Origin of the sequence: Aquidulcibacter paucihalophilus (assembly GCA_030285985.1) — a bacterium.
GTDB lineage: Bacteria > Pseudomonadota > Alphaproteobacteria > Caulobacterales > Caulobacteraceae > Brevundimonas.
The window spans coordinates 1,760,576-1,775,950 of the sequence record CP127384.1 but is presented as its reverse complement, the minus strand read 5'-3'; the positions used below and the strand labels follow the sequence as shown (position 1 = coordinate 1,775,950).

Sequence of the window (15,375 nt, the reverse complement as noted above, 5' to 3'; positions counted from 1 at the left end):
GCGCAGTCCTCTAACACCGCCGGATGGATTTCACCGACGACGCCTTCGTCCTGTCCGCGCGCGCCCATGGCGACACCGGGGTTGTGGTCGAACTGCTGACCGAGACACACGGCCGACGCGCGGCCTATGTCGCCGGCGGGGCCTCCCGCAAGATGAAGCCGTTCCTCCAGCCCGGCGCGAGGGTCGTGGCCGACTACAAGGCGCGGACCTCGGACCATCTGGGTTCGGCGCGGCTTGAGCCGGTGGGGGAGGGGCCCAGCGCCCTGTTCGACGATCCGCTGGCCCTGACCGGCCTCGCCGCGGCCGCGGCGGTAGCGCAGGGGTCCCTGCCGGAGCGCGAACCGCATCCGGGGGCCTTCCTGGCCTTCGAGGCGCTGATGTCGGCCTTCGCCCTGCCGGACGTCTGGCCCGCCATCTTCGTCCGGTTCGAGGCGGGGCTGCTGGAAGATCTGGGCTTCGGCCTGGACCTCAGTCGCTGTGCGGTCTCCGGGACCATGGACGACCTGGTCTGGGTCAGCCCGCGCACCGGCCGCGCCGTCAGCGCCGACGCCGGGGCCCCCTACGCCGACAAGCTCCTGAAACTGCCGCCGTTCATGCTGGGTGCCCAGGCCGGGCTGGGCCAGGGCGATGTCGGCGCGGGCCTCGACCTGACCGCCCATTTCCTGGAGCAGTTCGTTTTCCACCCCCAGAACCGGCCCATTCCGCCCGCACGGGTGTGGATGATCGACAGGCTGCGCGAGGCTGGACGGCTCTGAATCCGGCCTCCGGGAAATGCGACGCCTGCGGAGCAAGCGGTGCAGACGGGCCACGCAGGACCTGAAAGACGACTGAACCAGCGGCCTTCACGGAACCGCCGCCGAGGCGTCTTCGGACTGTTGTGGCGGAACCCTATGCCCCCGTCGCGTGCATCGGCACGGCAACGATCCTGGGGGATAACCATGAACAACCATCGGCTTTTGGCGGGCGTTTCGACGCTCGCGCTCGTTATCGGCGGCGTGATGCTGTCGTCCAGCCCGGTGCTGGCTCAGGCCGTCGTGGCGGATCCGGACGGCCCGGTCGCCGCGCTCGACGAGATCGTTGTCTTCGGTCTCGGCCAGAGCCGCCAGCAGGCCTCGATCACCGAAGCCGCCATCGCGGTCGAAGCCCCGGGCACCAGCCCGCTGAAGGCCATTGAACGCCTGCCGGGCGTCAGCTTCCAGTCGGCCGACGCCTTCGGCAACTACGAATGGTCCGCGCGCATCGTGCTGCGCAGCTTCAACCAGAACCAGCTCGGCTTCACCCTCGACGGCGTGCCGCTGGGTGACATGAGCTACGGCAACCACAACGGCCTGCACATCTCGCGCGCCATCATCTCCGAGAACGTCGCCCGCGTCGACGTGGCCCAGGGCTCGGGTGCGCTGGGCACCGCTTCCAGCAGCAATCTGGGCGGGGCGATCCAGTTCATCAGCCGCCGTCCCGATGATGTGTTCGGCTTGGACGTCGCCGGCACCTACGGCAGCGAGGACACCCTGCGTGGCTTCGTCCGGGTTGACACCGGCGCGTTCGGCCCGGCCGGCACGGCGATGTCGCTGTCCTTCGTCGATCACGGAATGGAAAAGTGGAAGGGTCTCGGCGAGCAGAACCAGCAGCAGTTCAACTTCAATCTCCTCCAGCCTGTCGGCCGCGGCGAAATCACCGGCTTCCTCAACCACTCGGAGCGTCGCGAAAACGACTACCAGGACATGTCGCTGGAGCAGATCGCGCGCCTCGGCCGTGACTGGGACAACAAGTCCGACAACTATGCGAACGCCGTCACCAATGCGGCGATCTATCAGGCCAACCCGGGCGGTGACTGCCCGCAGCTGGGCGGCGGCACCGGTGCCAACGCCTATGTCGGTGGCGCGCGCTGCATCGACGATGCCTATTTCGATGCCTCGGGCCTGCGCGACGACACTCTGGGTGCCCTGACCCTGAACTACCCCGTCACGGACGCCCTTGAGGTTTCGCTGACCGGCTATGGTCACAATAACGAAGGCCCGGGCCTGTGGTGGACCCCCTATGTGGCCACCCCGGCCGGCGCGCCGGATCAGTCCGGTGCGGCGATTGCTGTTCCGAGCCCGATCTCGGTTCGCACGACCGAATACGACATCGAGCGCCGCGGCGTGATCGGCTCGGCCACCCTGACCGTGGGCGGCCACGAGATCGAGGGCGGCTTCTGGATGGAGAACAACGACTTCAACCAGGCCCGCCGCTTCTACGGTCTGGCCCGCGCGGCCAACACCCGGAACTCGCTCGACTTCCTGGCCAATCCCTTCTTCACCCAGTGGGAGTACAACTACGAGACCGAGACCCGCCTGTTCTATGTGCAGGACAGCTGGTCGGTCACCGAAGCCCTGACCATCAACGCCGGCTTCAAATCGCTGAGCGTCGAGAACTCGGCCACCACCGTGACCGGTGACAACAAGACCGGGACCATCAAGGCGGAAGACAACTTCCTGCCCCAGGTCGGCGTCGCCTGGGACCTCGACAGCGACCACCAGCTGTTCGCCTCCTATGCCGAAAACCTCCGCGCCTTCGAATCCTCGAACACCGGCGGTCCGTTCTCGGCCTCGGCGGCGGGCTTCGCGGCCCTGCGGACGACCCTCGAGCCGGAAAGCTCCAAGACGCTGGAAGCTGGCTGGCGCTTCCGCTTCGACCAGCTCCAGGGCTCGGTTGCCGTCTATGACGTGCAGTTCGAGAACCGCCTGCTGGGCGTCGCGCTCGGTGCCCCGATCCTGGGTCTCGGCAACGGCATCCAGAACGTCGGTTCGGTCCAGAGTCGCGGCTTCGAAGCCGCTGCTGTGTGGTCGTTCACCGACAGCTGGTCGGCCTTCGGCTCGTTCAGCTATAACGACTCGACCTACGAAAACGACGTTCGTGACGGCACGGGGGCCCTGGTCGCCGCCACTGCCGGCAAGTCCGTGGTCAACACGCCCGAGACCCTGGCACGCGCCGAACTGGCCTATGATGACGGCAGCCTCTACGGCACGATCGCGGGTGCCGTCACCGGCGAGCGCTTCTCCAGCTACCTGAACGATGAGTCTGCCGGGTCCTACACCCTGTTCGAACTGACCGCCGGCTACCGCTTCATCGATCATGGAGACTGGCTGGACGGGACGGAAGTCCAGTTCAACGTGACCAACCTGTTCGATGAAGATCACATCTCGACGGTCGGCTCGGGCGGCTTCCAGAACGGGGCCGGTCGTCAGACCTTCCTGCCGGGTGCGCCCCGCCAGGCTTTCGTGACCCTGCGTCGCAGCTTCTGATCGCCTAACAGTCGTGTGTAAGGACGGGGCGCACCGTGACGGTGCGCCCCGTTTCCCCTTTCTGCCCGGAGATGGCGAAATGAACAGCCTTTCGAGACGTGGCCTGATGGCCGGAACTGTCGGTGCCAGTCTGATCGCAGGTGCCGCGCGTGCGGAACCCGATCCGCATTCTCAGAGCGCCCAGACCCTGACCCGGATCGCCTTCGGTTCCTGCGCCAAGAGCGACAAGCCCCAGCCGATCTGGGACGCCGTGCTGGCTGCCCGTCCGGACCTGTTCATCTTCCTCGGCGACAATGTCTATCTCGACACCCGCGACCCCGCGGTGATGCGTCGGAAATACGCCGAGATGGCCGCCCAGCCCGGATTCCAGCGGCTGAAAGCCAGCGGCATCCCGATCCTCGCCATCTGGGACGACCATGACTTCGGGGAGAACGACGCCGGCGCAGACTATCCGATGAAGGAAGAGAGCCGCCGTCTGTTCCTGGACTTCTTCGGTGCCCCGGCTGACAGCCCGCGGCGCACGCGCGACGGCATCTATACGGCCCATGTCTTCGGCCCGGCGGGGCGACGGGTGCAGATCATCCTGCCGGACCTCCGCTGGAACAGGACGCCCCTGGTCCCTCTGGAACTGGGCGACCAGGGCTATGAAGCCTGGGTCCGGAAACGTGCCGAGGCCGGCGAGCCCACGCCCGGCCCCTATGCCCGCAATCCGGACATGACGGCGACCCAGTTGGGCGAGACCCAGTGGCGCTGGCTGGAAGAGCAGCTGTCGGTGCCCGCAGATGTCCGTGTATTCGCCTCAAGCCTGCAGGTCGTGGCCGATTTCGCCGGCTGGGAGGGCTGGATCAATTTTGCCCATGACCACCAGCGCCTGATCGCCGCCATCCGTGACCGCAAGGCCGATGGTCTGATCTGCCTGTCGGGCGATACCCACTACGGCGAAATTTCGCGTCTGGACGTCAACACCCCATATCCATTGTGGGACATCACCTCGTCGGGCCTGACCGAGGTCTGGCCGGTGACACCGCCGAACGCGCTGCGGGTGGGCGAGGTGTTTCGGGACCAGAATTTCGGTCTGCTGACGATCGGCTGGGGCGACGACCGTCCGACGGTTCTGGCCGAGATCCGCGACGTCAACGGCACAGTCCGGCTGGAGCAGGCGATCCGCACAGGTGACCTGACTGTCGGCGGATGACACAGGGTGTGGGTTAGGGTGTCGGGTCCCTAGACTCCGGGACCGAAACACCCGATTCGAAGGCCCATGACCGTTCACACACCGCCGCCGGAAGGCGGACGCATCGTCGACGAGCCGATGAGCGAGGCGCTCTCGCGCCGCTATCTGGCCTATGCGCTGTCGACCATTACCAACCGGGCGCTCCCGGACGTGCGCGACGGCTTCAAGCCCGTGCACCGGCGCATCATGTACGCCATGCACCAGATGCGGCTGAACCCGCAGGCGGCGGCGCGCAAATGCGCCAAGGTCGTCGGCGAGGTCATGGGCGGCTACCACCCGCACGGCGACGCCTCGATCTATGACGCCCTGGTGCGTCTCGCCCAGGACTTTTCGCAGCGCTATCCGCTGGTCGACGGCCAGGGCAATTTCGGCAACATCGACGGCGATAACGCCGCCGCCATGCGCTACACCGAGTGCAAGCTGACCGCTGCCGCCGTCCTGCTGATGGAGGGCATCGACCAGGACTCGGTGGACTTCAAGGCCACCTATGACGATCAGGACGAGGAGCCGATCGTCCTGCCGGCCGGCTTCCCCAATCTGCTGGCCAATGGGTCGTCGGGCATCGCCGTCGGCATGGCCACCTCGATCCCGCCGCACAATGTCGGCGAACTGATCGACGCCTGCCACCTGCTGCTGGAACGCCCCGACGCCACGACCGAAGAGCTGGCCGGCATCGTCCCGGGGCCGGACTTCCCGACCGGTGGCGTCGCCGTCGAGGGCCATGCCTCCATCCTCGACGCCTATGAGACGGGCCGGGGCGGGGTGCGGTTGCGGGCCCGCTGGGAGACCGAGGACCTCGGTCGCGGCGTCTGGCGCATCATCATCACCGAGATGCCCTACCAGGTGCAGAAGTCGAAGCTGATCGCCGACCTCGCCGACCTGATCGAGCACAAGAAGGCCCCCCTGCTGGGCGACGTCCGAGACGAGTCGGCCGAGGACATCCGGCTGGTCATCGAGCCCAAGAGCCGGACGGTCGAACCCGAGGTGCTGATGGAGAGCCTGTTCAAGCTCTCCGATCTCGAGATCCGCTTCCCGATCAACATGAACGTGCTGGACGCCACGGGCACGCCGCGCGTGATGGGACTGAAGGCCTGTCTGCAGGCCTTCCTCGATCACCGTCGTGAGGTGCTGGTCCGCCGCGCCGGCTGGCGGATCGACCGGGTCGAGAAGCGACTGCATCTGCTGGAAGGCCTGAGGATCGTCTTCCTCAACCTCGACGAGGTGATCCGGATCGTCCGTGAGGAGGAACAGCCCAAGGCCGTCCTGATCGCCCGCTTCGGTCTCTCGGAGCTTCAGGCCGACTTCATCCTCGACACCCGACTGCGCCAGCTCGCGCGGATCGAGGAAATGACGATCGAGAATGAATACAAGGCACTGGCAGACGAACTTGCGGCGCTGCAGTCGCTGTCGTCCTCGCCCGCCAAACAGTGGAAACAGGTCGGCAAGGACCTCGAGACCGTGCGCAAGGCGCTGGTCTCGCCGCGCCGGACCACCATTGCCGACGCGGTCGACGCCTCGGCCTTCGTCTCGGTCGAGGCCTTCATCCCGCGTGAGGCCATCACCGTCATTCTGTCCGAGCGAGGCTGGATCCGCGCTGCCCGCGGCAAGGTCGAGGATCCGTCGGAGCTGAAGTTCAAGGAGGGCGACAGCCTGGCGTTCCTTGTGCCCGGCTATACGACCGACAAGATCCTGGTCGCGGCGTCGGACGGCCGAATCTTCACGGTCGGGGCTGACAAACTGGCCTCGGGCCGCGGGCATGGAGAGCCGCTGCGCCTGATGATCGACCTCGACGAGAAGGCCGACATCATCAACCTCCTGGCCCACCAGCCGGGTGGAAAGCTGCTGGTCGCGTCAAAGGCCGGCTACGGCTTCATTGCCCCCGAAGACGAGCTGCTGGCCCAGAAGCGGGGCGGCAAACAGGTGCTGAACGGCGAGATGCTGGCGGCCATCCGGATCCACGGCGACCACATCGCGGCCATCGGCGACAACATCAAGGCGCTGATCTTCCCGCTGGCCGAACTGCCCGAGATGGGCCGGGGCAAGGGCGTCAAGCTGCAGAACTACAAGCAGGGCGGCCTGGCCGATGTGGCGGTGTTCGACGGTGCCCACGGCCCGGAGTGGGTCGACGGCGGGGGACGGCGGCGCAACTGGCCGGACTGGAAAGACTGGCTGGGCAAGCGCGCCGGGGCCGGGCGGCAGGGCCCGCGCGGACTCAGGAAGTTCCGTTAGTCTCGGCCATCCAGCGCTGCACGAGCCTCAGGCATGTGTCATGATCCGCGTTCAACTGGTCAATCGCAGCGTCCGCGGCGGCCTGATCGGTGTTGCGGGTGATCGAGCCAAGGGCCCGGCTTGTGCTGGCGGCGAAGGCCTCCGACAGCTGCGCCGCGGTCAGGCCGAGCGGCTGGGCGAACAGGGTCGCCGCCGCGATGAAGCCCCGGCCGTTCCGGTCTGAACTGGCCCGGGCCTCGGTATTGCCGGTGAAAGCGTGCAGCGATGAGGTCGCGGCCATGATCCCCGCGCAGTTCATGGCCTGTTCGTAGCGCTCGGACGACACCGGGGCCGGTGCTGCGGCCGGCGGGGCGGCGTCCTGCGGCGAGGCGAGGGCGAAGGCGATGGCCAGGAGAGGTGCGAACATGGTGGTCCCTTTGACAGCCCTCAGCCTATCCGCCGCGATCACGCGCATCAATCTGTTCCGCCGTGCGGGCGAAAGCCGGCGGGTTGCGGCGATTTCACTATCCGGGCGACCGGACGCGGGCGATACTCGCCCCCTAGGCTGGAGAAACCGAAATGATCGTCACCCTGATCGTCATCGCCGTCATCGTCGCCCTGGTGCTGTTCATCGTCGTCGGCGCCTATAACAAGCTGGTCGCCCTGGACCAGCGCGCGGACCAGTCGTTCGCCGACATCGACGTGCAGCTGAAGCAGCGCCAGGACCTGATCCCGAATCTGGTCGAGACCGTGAAGGGCTATGCCACGCACGAGCGCGGCACGCTGGACGCCGTCACCCAGGCGCGCGCCGCCGCCGCCGGCGCCACCTCGGTCAATGACAAGGTGCAGGCCGAAAACATGCTGACGGGCGCGCTCGGCCGGCTGTTCGCGGTCGCCGAGGCCTATCCGGACCTCAAGGCGAACACCAACTACCTCGAGCTGCAGCGCGAGCTTTCGGACATCGAGAACAAGCTGGCCGCCGCGCGCCGGTTCTTCAACAGCGCCGTTGGTGAGTTCAACGCACTCCGCCGCCAGTTCCCCACCGTCCTGTTCGCGGGCATGGTCGGCTTCGGCGCGGACAAGCCCTTCTTCGACGTGGGCGAGGGCGATCGCGCCGCCATGAATGCCGCGCCGCCCAAGGTCCGCTTCACGGCGTAAGGGGTCGCATTGATGGGCGCCGTCGGGCTCCAGACCCATATCTGGGCGAACAACACCCGGTCCCTGCTGCTGCTGGCCGCCTTCCCCGTCCTGATGATCTTCATCATCTACGGACTGCAGCTGGTCCTGATGGGGTTCGGCTTCCTGCCCGGAACGGGGCGGGGGCTGGGCGACGACATGGCCCTGGCCGCCTCCTGGCTGGGCGGCACGATCCCGCTGGCCTTCGTCGTCGCCGGCATCTGGTTCGCCATCTCCTATTTCGGCAGCCAGACCATGATCGACCTCATGACCGGGGCGCGGAAGGTTGAGAGGAAGTCTGAGCCGGACCTGTACAACCTGCTGGAAAACCTCGCCATATCGCGCGGACTGCGGACGCCGACACTGCGCGTCATCGACAACGACAGCCTCAACGCCTTCGCCACCGGCCTCCACGAGGGTCAGTACAGCATCACGGTCACCCGCGGACTGGTCGCGGCCCTGACCCGCGACGAACTGGAGGCGGTGCTGGCGCATGAACTGACCCACGTCATCAACAAGGACGTGCGGACCATGGTGATCGCCTCGATCTTCGCGGGGATCATCAGCGTGATCGCGGAGCTGGTGTTCCGCGGCCTGATCTATTCGCGCGGTGGCGGGAAGCGGGACAACAAGAATGCCATGCCGCTGATCCTGATCGGCCTGGCCTTCGCCGCCGTCGGCTTCGCCCTGGCCATCGTCATCCGGATGATGCTGTCGCGGACGCGGGAGTTTGTCGCCGATGCCGGAGCGGTCGAGCTGACCAAGAACCCCGACGCCATGATCTCGGCCCTGCGCAAGGTGGAGGGCCGTTCAAGCCTGAAGGGGCCGGATGAGGTGCAGCAGCTGTTCCTCGACAACCAGCCGGACGGCGTCGGGCTGGAAGGCCTGTTCGCCAGCCATCCGCCGATCCAGAAACGGATCGACGCCCTGGTGAAATTCGGTGGCGGAATCGATCCGGGGGTGTGGAACGACACGGACCCGGGCCCGGGCGAAGCCTATTCGACGTCGACTCCCGTGGCCGGCTGAGCCAGTCGCGTCCAGCCGAGTTTGGTCAGCTGTTCCATCGGCCGGAACCCGGACTTGTAGTCCATCTTCCTCGAGCCGCGGACCCAGTAGCCGAGATAGACATAGGGCAGGCCGACGATCTGCGCCTGCCGGACATGGTCGAGGATGGCGAACCGGCCGAGGCTGCGGGCCTCGAGCGTCGGGTCGAAGAAGCTGTAGACCATCGACAGGCCGTCCCCGAGCAGGTCGGTCAGGCAGACGCCGACCAGATCGCCGGGACCGCCGTCGGGCGAGGGCAGGCGGTACTCGATCAGATGGGTCCGGACGGCCGTATCCTCGACCATGGCGACGTAGTCGAGCCAGCCCATGCCGCTCATACCGCCGCCGGGATGCCGGCCGTTGAGGTAGCGGCGCAGCAGGTCGAACTGTTCGGTCGTGGCCTCGGCCTCGACCAGATCGCGCGAAAGGTCTGTGTTTCGCTTCAGTACCTTGCGCTGTGATCTTGAGAAGCTGAACTCAGGCACCGGCAGGCGGACGGAGACGCAGGCGTCGCAGGATTCACAGGCCGGGCGATAGGCGATGTTCTGGCTGCGCCGGAACCCGGCCTGGGTCAGCTCGTCATTGACGTGGACGCCCTCGCTGAACGGCAGATTGGCGAACACCTTCCGCTCGGTCTGGCCCGGCAGATAGGGGCAAGGGGCCACGGCTGTCATATAGAAGCGAAGCTGGCGCTGGGGAACGAAGGTCACGGCCTCAGGTCCGCATCCAATTTCGCCGACAGGGAAGTGCTGGCCGCTTCATCCCGTGATTTGCACCCGCGCCAGGGGCCGGAGCAAGGCCATTCGCCCCACACATGCATGCGGGGCGCGGGCTCACAGGCTGGTATCCGTCGGCAGGACCGGAGCCTCGCGCAGCAGGACGATGGCGATGCGGCGATTGCCGGCCAGGGTGGGATCATCGGGATACAGCGGATCCGAACCGGCCTTGCCCGAGACCTGATAGACCCGGTCGCCGTCCACGCCGGCGCTTTGCAGGATCAGCCGTGAGGCATTGGCGCGGGCCGAAGACAGGGCCCAATCGGTCGGCAGGGTGGCGCGGTTTGATCCGGGCGCGGCCGAGGTGTGGCCGGTGATCGAGATGCGGTTGGGCAGCTGGTTTATGACCCGCGAGACGGTGCGCAACAGCAGCTGGGCCCGCGCGTTGGGCCGGGAGGAGGTCGGATCGAACATCGACCGCCCTTCCTGGTCGACCAGCTGGATGCGCAGACCTTCCGGTGTCTGGTCGATGATCAGCTGTTTCGACAGTTCGGCCAGTTCCGGCATCGACTGCATGGCCTGGCGCAGCGATTCGGCGGCCGAGGCGAATTCGGCGGCCTCGCGGCGGGTGATCTCCTCGCGCAGGGCCTCTTCGCTGGCGGCGGCGAGGTTCGAGTTCTGGCCGACTGCCTGCGGCGAATCAGCCGGGGCCTCAGGGGCCAGTTCGCTGATCACGGACTGGGAACCCGAGCTCTTGGAGCCGTCGTCGCCGAGGGCCGTGCCACCCAGAATCCCGCCGGAGCCGGAGGTGGTCGAGGACACACTGGCCGGCGCGAAATACTCCGCAATGCCGCGCTTCTGTTCGGGATCGGTCGTATTGATCAGCCACATCAACAGGAAGAAGGCCATCATCGCCGTCACGAAGTCGGCGTAGGCGACCTTCCAGGCACCGCCATGGTGGCCGCCGCCGACCACCTTCTTGATCTTCTTGATGAGGATCGGACGATCGCTCAGGGACATGGCAGGCGGACCTTTGGCGAAGAACTCAGGGGCAGGGTGGGGGCCTCAAGGTTAAGGCCGCGTTTCCCATGTCGCGCCTTGCCCGGACCGGGCCGGTCGCATAGTCGTCAGGCGTGAGCACCTCCGAAACCGACGCCTTTGACATCACCGCCTATCGCCGGGCCCTCGGAGGATTCGCGACCGGGGTCTGCGTGGTGACGGCGCATACGCCCGACGGGCCCTACGGCATCACGATCAACTCCTTCACATCCGTGTCCCTGAGGCCACCGCTGGTACTCTGGTGTCTGGACCGGGCCTCGGACCGCCACGACGGCTTCGCCGGCGCTGAACGATTCGCCGTGCATATGTTGCCGGTCGAGGACCGCGAGATGTCGGATCGCTTCGCCTGGGGCGTCTGCCGCCTGTCATCCGACGAATTCGACAGTTCCAGCCCTGAGCCGCCCAGATTGAAGAACGCCCTGACCCGACTGGACTGCGTCGCCGCGGAGCGGATCATCATGGGCGACCACCTGACGATCGTCGGCGCGGTCAAGGGGTTCGAGACGCGGGCAGGGGCCGGCCTGACCTATTTCCGTGGACGCTACGGCGTCGCCGAGGAGCCAGGCGTATGAAGATCGGTTTCGCGGGTCTGGGCGTGATGGGCGGCCCGATGGCGCGCCATCTGGTTCAGGCAGGACATGAGGTCACGGGCTTCAATCGCTCGCCGGACAAGGCAAGGGCCTGGGCCGATGCGACCGGCGGAGCATTCGCCGCGACGGTGGCGCAGGCGTCAGACGGCGTCGAGTTGCTCATCCTGTGCGTCGGCAATGACGATGATGTGCGGCAGGTCGTGACGGAGGCGCTGCCGCATCTGGCCGCCGGTGCCGTGATCGTCGATCACACCACGACCTCAGCCCGCGTGGCGCGCGAGATGGCCGCGCTGTCGGCCGAAACCGGATGCGCCTTCATCGACGCCCCGGTCTCCGGCGGGCAGGCCGGGGCCGAGAACGGCCAGCTCAGCGTGATGGCCGGCGGGGATGCGGCTGCGCTGGCGCGGGTCGAGGCGACCCTGATGGCGTATTCCAAGGCCGTGAAACACATGGGGCCGTCGGGCTCCGGCCAGTTGACCAAGATGGTCAACCAGATCGCCATCGCCGGCGTCGTTCAGGGTCTGGCGGAAGCGGTGCATTTCGCTGAGGTCGCGGGCCTCGACACGACCGCGGCCTATGACGCCATTTCCAAGGGTGCCGCGCAGTCCTGGCAGATGGACAACCGCTGGAAGACCATGGCCGAGGGCCAGTTCGAGTTCGGGTTTGCCGTCGACTGGATGCGCAAGGATCTGGGTCTGGTGCTGGATGAGGCGCGCGCGAACGGCGCGCATCTGTCGCTGACGGCGCTGGTGGACCAGTTCTATTCCGAGGTTCAGGCCATGGGCGGCGCGCGCTGGGACACCTCGAGCCTGGCGGCTCGGCTGCAGGACCGGGTCAGGAAGGCCTGAGCCCGAGTACGGCTCCATGATTTCGCATAATATATCTTATGCGCATTCTGGATACAGCTCCGGGGACGCGACCTACGGTCCCTGACCCACCGTCGGCGCGGCATCCAGCAAGGCGATCGCTTCACGGACATAGCTGGCGTGTGCGACCACCCCGATGCCCAGCGGTTCATCCGACGGACGGACCTCGGACGTCAGAACACCAGCGATGAACGGATGGTCGGGCTGCACGGTGCCCGGCAGTTTGCGCGCGGCCGGCGTCCAGAAAACGGGCCCGCCTGAGTTTCCCGGAAAGACTGGAAAATCAAGCAGAAAGACCGGAAAGTTCTCGACCGGTGTCAGTGGCCAGGAGGCGATGCGGCCCGTCCTCAGGATTGGAAAGCCCGCTGTGTTCGACGAATAGCCGCGCGGAAAGCCGAGCGTCATCAGCTCGTCCCCCGGCCCGACCTGCCAGCTGTCCAGGTCCTCACCGCTGGCCAGCCAGCCCAGGGGTATGGCGGCGCGGGTGAAGGCCGGCGGGGCCGAAATCTCCATCACGGCGATGTCGCGCTCGGGATGTTTGGTCCAGAGCCGGTCGCCGGCCATGTCACGGATGCGCAAGGGATCGGGCGCGAACCGCCAGCCGCCGCCCGGCATCTCGCTGCGCCAGCCCATGCGGGCGTCCCGGTTGCTCATGCCGTCGAGCACATGGTGCGCCGTCACCAGCACGGTCCGGGGCGTGCCGTCCGGGCGCGGCGCATTGATCAGGAAGGCTGTGCCGACGCGGCGGGTGCCGTCACCGTTGTTCTGATCGATCTGGACCGTGGCGCTGATCAGGCCGACGGTCAGGTCCCAGGCGGGCGCAGCGAGCTCCGCTATGGGCGGCTCCTGGATCTGAACCGGGTCCTGCGCCTGCACCAGCTCCCAGGCGGGTTGAGGCGGCGTCTGAAGATCGAACATGGAGCCTGTCCCGTCACTGGCGTTTGTCATTTGACGGCGGGTGGCGTGCGGGCACAAGGTCCGGCGTCATTTCAGGGGCTTCGACATGAACCGCCGCGACCTTCTCGCCACATCCGCCGCTGTGCTCGCGGCAACCGCCCTTCCCGCCCAAGCCCGCCCATCCGGAGCCTCGATGTCCCAAGGTACGCCCGTCCCGCCCGTCGCGAAGAAGATTCCGGTCCGCATCGAGCAGCTGGGGCGCGTCCGCACCGACGACTATCAGTGGATGAAGGACGACAACTGGCAGGCCGTGCTGCGCGACCCGACGCTGATCAAGGCCGACGTCAAGGAACACCTCGAGGCGGAAAATGCCTATCGCGAGGCTATGATGGCCTCGACCCTGCCCCTGCAGGCGGCGATGTTCGAGGAGATGAAGGGGCGGATCAAGGAGGCGGACAGTTCGGTCCCCTCCCCTGACGGCCCGTGGGAGTATTACGTCGAATACCGCACCGGGGATCAGCATCCCCGCTATATGCGCAGGCCGCGGGGCGGGGCCGGTGAAGCCCAGCTGCTGCTCGACGCCAACGCCCTGGCGGCGGGCAAGGCCTATTCGGAGGTGTCCTCGGCGGGCCAGAGCCCGGACCATACCCTGTTCGCCTATTCGGAGGACGCGCAGGGGTCCGAGGTGCACCAGATCTTCGTCAAGGATCTGGCGACCGGTGAGGTCCTGCCCGATCCGGTCGGCTCGGCCATCGGCGACTTCACCTTCTCACCCGACAGCCAGTGGCTGTTCTGGACCAACCGCGACGACAACGGCCGTCCGGACAAGATCTTCCGCCGGCCCGCTCGCGGTGGCGAGACGACCCTGGTCTACCAGGAGGACGACGACGGCATGTTCATCGGCGTCGGCCGCACGGCCGATGACGCCTTCATTCTGATCACCGTGGGCAACCAGGAGACATCCGAGGCGCGGGTCATTCCGGGGGCCACCCCGACCGCAACGCCCGTCGTGCTCCAGCCGCGCGACGTCGGCCGGCTGTACGAGGCCGACCACTGGGGTGACCGCTGGGTGATCCGCACCAATGCCGACGACTCCATCGACTTCAAGATCGTCGAGGCCCCGACGGCGACGCCGGGCAAGGCGCACTGGACCGATCTCGTCCCGCACACGCCGGGCCGCTACATCGAGGGCGTGGCGCTGGTGAAGAACCATATCGCCCGTCAGGAGCGGGCCGACGCCAACACCCGGATCATCATCCGCGACCGGGCCGGTGCCGAGCACGAGATCGCCGTGGACGAGCCCGCCTACTCCCTGTCGCTGGCGGGGGCGTCGGAGTTCGACACCACGGTCATGCGCTACGGCTACAACTCGCCGTCCACGCCGACCTCGACCTATGACTACGACCTGGCGACGCGCGAGCGGACCCTGCGCAAGGTGCAGGAGGTGCCGTCCGGCCATAACGCGGCGGACTATGTCGTGGAACGGCTCAACGCCCCTGCCCCTGACGGCGAACTGGTGCCGGTGACGGTGCTGCGCCGGCGGGATACGCCGGTCGACGGTTCCGCGCCGGTGCTGCTGTACGGCTACGGCTCCTACGGCAGCCCGATCCCGGCCAGCTTCTCGACCAACCGGTTGTCGCTGGTCGACCGGGGCTGGATCTACGCCATCGCCCACGTGCGCGGCGGCTCCGACAAGGGCTGGAACTGGTTCCTGACCGCGCGGCGGATGACCAAGAAGAACACCTTCACCGACTTCATCGCCGCGGCGGAACACCTGATCGCCCGCGACTATGCCCGGGCCGGTCAGATCGTGGCCGAGGGCCGGTCGGCAGGCGGGATGCTGATGGGGGCGATCAACAACATGCGGCCTGACCTGTGGGCCGGGGTGATCGGCGGCGTGCCGTTTGTCGACGTCATCAACACCATGAGCGACGTCAGCCTGCCGCTGACCCCGCCGGAATGGCCCGAATGGGGCAATCCGATCGAGGACCCCGAGGCCTACGACTACATGATGAGCTACAGCCCCTACGATCAGGTCGGCCCGATGGCCTATCCGGCGGTGCTGGCCACCGGCGGCCTGTCGGACCCGCGGGTGACCTACTGGGAACCCGAGAAATGGGTGGCGAAGCTGCGGCCAGCCACGACCTCGGGCAAGCCAATCCTGTTGAAGATCAACATGGAAGCGGGCCACGCCGGGTCATCGGGGCGGTTCGACTATCTGAAGGAAGTCGCCCACGACTATGCCTTCGCCGTCTGGGCCATCGACAAGGGGTGGGAGCGGGGCTGAGCCCCGCCCCGGCC

General features: G+C 67.0%; 13 protein-coding genes. 9 read left to right on the top strand and 4 right to left on the bottom strand.

What is annotated here, in order from left to right; genetic code table 11:
* Window positions 1–23 precede the first annotated feature (23 nt).
* The 4 genes from recO (at window position 24) to parC (ending at window position 6,747) form a co-directional block, all read left to right on the top strand.
* A complete protein-coding gene (gene recO / locus KB221_08560; protein ID WIY68160.1) occupies window positions 24–755 on the top strand; it encodes a DNA repair protein RecO in 732 nt (243 codons plus the stop codon).
* A 183-nt stretch (window positions 756–938) separates the two neighbouring features.
* Window positions 939–3,284: a TonB-dependent receptor gene (locus KB221_08555; GenBank protein WIY68159.1), complete on the top strand. Its 2,346-nt coding sequence runs from the start codon at window positions 939–941 to the stop codon at window positions 3,282–3,284.
* A 106-nt stretch (window positions 3,285–3,390) separates the two neighbouring features.
* Complete coding sequence (locus tag KB221_08550; protein ID WIY68158.1) at window positions 3,391–4,479, top strand: alkaline phosphatase D family protein; 1,089 nt, start codon at window positions 3,391–3,393, stop codon at window positions 4,477–4,479.
* 66 nt (window positions 4,480–4,545) lie between these two features.
* Window positions 4,546–6,747: a DNA topoisomerase IV subunit A gene (gene parC / locus KB221_08545; GenBank protein ID WIY68157.1), complete on the top strand. Its 2,202-nt coding sequence runs from the start codon at window positions 4,546–4,548 to the stop codon at window positions 6,745–6,747.
* On the opposite strand, the gene KB221_08540 is transcribed toward parC, so the two are convergent.
* Window positions 6,731–7,153 (bottom strand): hypothetical protein, encoded by a 423-nt coding sequence (locus KB221_08540; GenBank protein WIY68156.1) that lies wholly within the window; start codon window positions 7,151–7,153, stop codon window positions 6,731–6,733. The two genes, parC and KB221_08540, sit on opposite strands and share 17 nt — an antisense overlap.
* Window positions 7,154–7,305: 152 nt before the next feature.
* On the opposite strand from KB221_08540, the gene KB221_08535 reads away from it, so the two are divergent.
* Together KB221_08535 and KB221_08530 are read left to right on the top strand one after the other, a co-directional pair.
* Window positions 7,306–7,884, top strand: a complete 579-nt coding sequence (locus KB221_08535) for a LemA family protein (protein WIY68155.1) — start codon at window positions 7,306–7,308, stop codon at window positions 7,882–7,884.
* 12 nt (window positions 7,885–7,896) lie between these two features.
* Window positions 7,897–8,928 (top strand): M48 family metallopeptidase, encoded by a 1,032-nt coding sequence (locus KB221_08530; protein WIY68154.1) that lies wholly within the window; start codon window positions 7,897–7,899, stop codon window positions 8,926–8,928.
* Here the strand turns inward: KB221_08530 and KB221_08525 are convergent.
* Window positions 8,898–9,620, bottom strand: coding sequence for an arginyltransferase (locus KB221_08525; protein ID WIY70892.1), 723 nt, complete (start codon window positions 9,618–9,620; stop codon window positions 8,898–8,900). The two genes, KB221_08530 and KB221_08525, sit on opposite strands and share 31 nt — an antisense overlap.
* 159 nt (window positions 9,621–9,779) lie before the next feature.
* Complete coding sequence (locus KB221_08520) at window positions 9,780–10,682, bottom strand: flagellar motor protein MotB (GenBank protein WIY68153.1); 903 nt, start codon at window positions 10,680–10,682, stop codon at window positions 9,780–9,782.
* 113 nt (window positions 10,683–10,795) lie between these two features.
* Here KB221_08520 and KB221_08515 point away from each other — a divergent pair, with 113 nt between their 5' ends.
* Both KB221_08515 and KB221_08510 read left to right on the top strand, forming a co-directional pair.
* Window positions 10,796–11,293 (top strand): flavin reductase family protein, encoded by a 498-nt coding sequence (locus KB221_08515; protein ID WIY68152.1) that lies wholly within the window; start codon window positions 10,796–10,798, stop codon window positions 11,291–11,293.
* A complete protein-coding gene (locus KB221_08510) occupies window positions 11,290–12,159 on the top strand; it encodes an NAD(P)-dependent oxidoreductase (GenBank protein ID WIY68151.1) in 870 nt (289 codons plus the stop codon). Before KB221_08515 ends, KB221_08510 begins: the two co-directional genes overlap by 4 nt.
* Before the next feature lie 72 nt (window positions 12,160–12,231).
* Here the strand turns inward: KB221_08510 and KB221_08505 are convergent, their stop codons facing one another.
* Window positions 12,232–13,095, bottom strand: a complete 864-nt coding sequence (locus tag KB221_08505) for a serine protease (GenBank protein ID WIY68150.1) — start codon at window positions 13,093–13,095, stop codon at window positions 12,232–12,234.
* A gap of 85 nt (window positions 13,096–13,180) precedes the next feature.
* Here KB221_08505 and KB221_08500 point away from each other — a divergent pair, with 85 nt between their 5' ends.
* Window positions 13,181–15,361 (top strand): prolyl oligopeptidase family serine peptidase, encoded by a 2,181-nt coding sequence (locus KB221_08500; GenBank protein WIY68149.1) that lies wholly within the window; start codon window positions 13,181–13,183, stop codon window positions 15,359–15,361.
* The last annotated feature ends 14 nt before the right edge of the window (window positions 15,362–15,375 follow it).

What these genes read in the sequence shown, in the direction of transcription:
- recO (WIY68160.1), top strand. Translation starts at nt 24, where the DNA reads ATGGATTTCACCGACGACGCCTTCGTCCTGTCCGCGCGCGCCCATGGC.
- KB221_08555 (WIY68159.1), top strand. Translation starts at nt 939, where the DNA reads ATGAACAACCATCGGCTTTTGGCGGGCGTTTCGACGCTCGCGCTCGTT.
- KB221_08550 (WIY68158.1), top strand. Translation starts at nt 3,391, where the DNA reads ATGGCCGGAACTGTCGGTGCCAGTCTGATCGCAGGTGCCGCGCGTGCG.
- parC (WIY68157.1), top strand. Translation starts at nt 4,546, where the DNA reads ATGACCGTTCACACACCGCCGCCGGAAGGCGGACGCATCGTCGACGAG.
- KB221_08540 (WIY68156.1), bottom strand. Translation starts at nt 7,153, where the DNA reads ATGTTCGCACCTCTCCTGGCCATCGCCTTCGCCCTCGCCTCGCCGCAG.
- KB221_08535 (WIY68155.1), top strand. Translation starts at nt 7,306, where the DNA reads ATGATCGTCACCCTGATCGTCATCGCCGTCATCGTCGCCCTGGTGCTG.
- KB221_08530 (WIY68154.1), top strand. Translation starts at nt 7,897, where the DNA reads ATGGGCGCCGTCGGGCTCCAGACCCATATCTGGGCGAACAACACCCGG.
- KB221_08525 (WIY70892.1), bottom strand. Translation starts at nt 9,620, where the DNA reads ATGACAGCCGTGGCCCCTTGCCCCTATCTGCCGGGCCAGACCGAGCGG.
- KB221_08520 (WIY68153.1), bottom strand. Translation starts at nt 10,682, where the DNA reads ATGTCCCTGAGCGATCGTCCGATCCTCATCAAGAAGATCAAGAAGGTG.
- KB221_08510 (WIY68151.1), top strand. Translation starts at nt 11,290, where the DNA reads ATGAAGATCGGTTTCGCGGGTCTGGGCGTGATGGGCGGCCCGATGGCG.
- KB221_08505 (WIY68150.1), bottom strand. Translation starts at nt 13,095, where the DNA reads ATGTTCGATCTTCAGACGCCGCCTCAACCCGCCTGGGAGCTGGTGCAG.
- KB221_08500 (WIY68149.1), top strand. Translation starts at nt 13,181, where the DNA reads ATGAACCGCCGCGACCTTCTCGCCACATCCGCCGCTGTGCTCGCGGCA.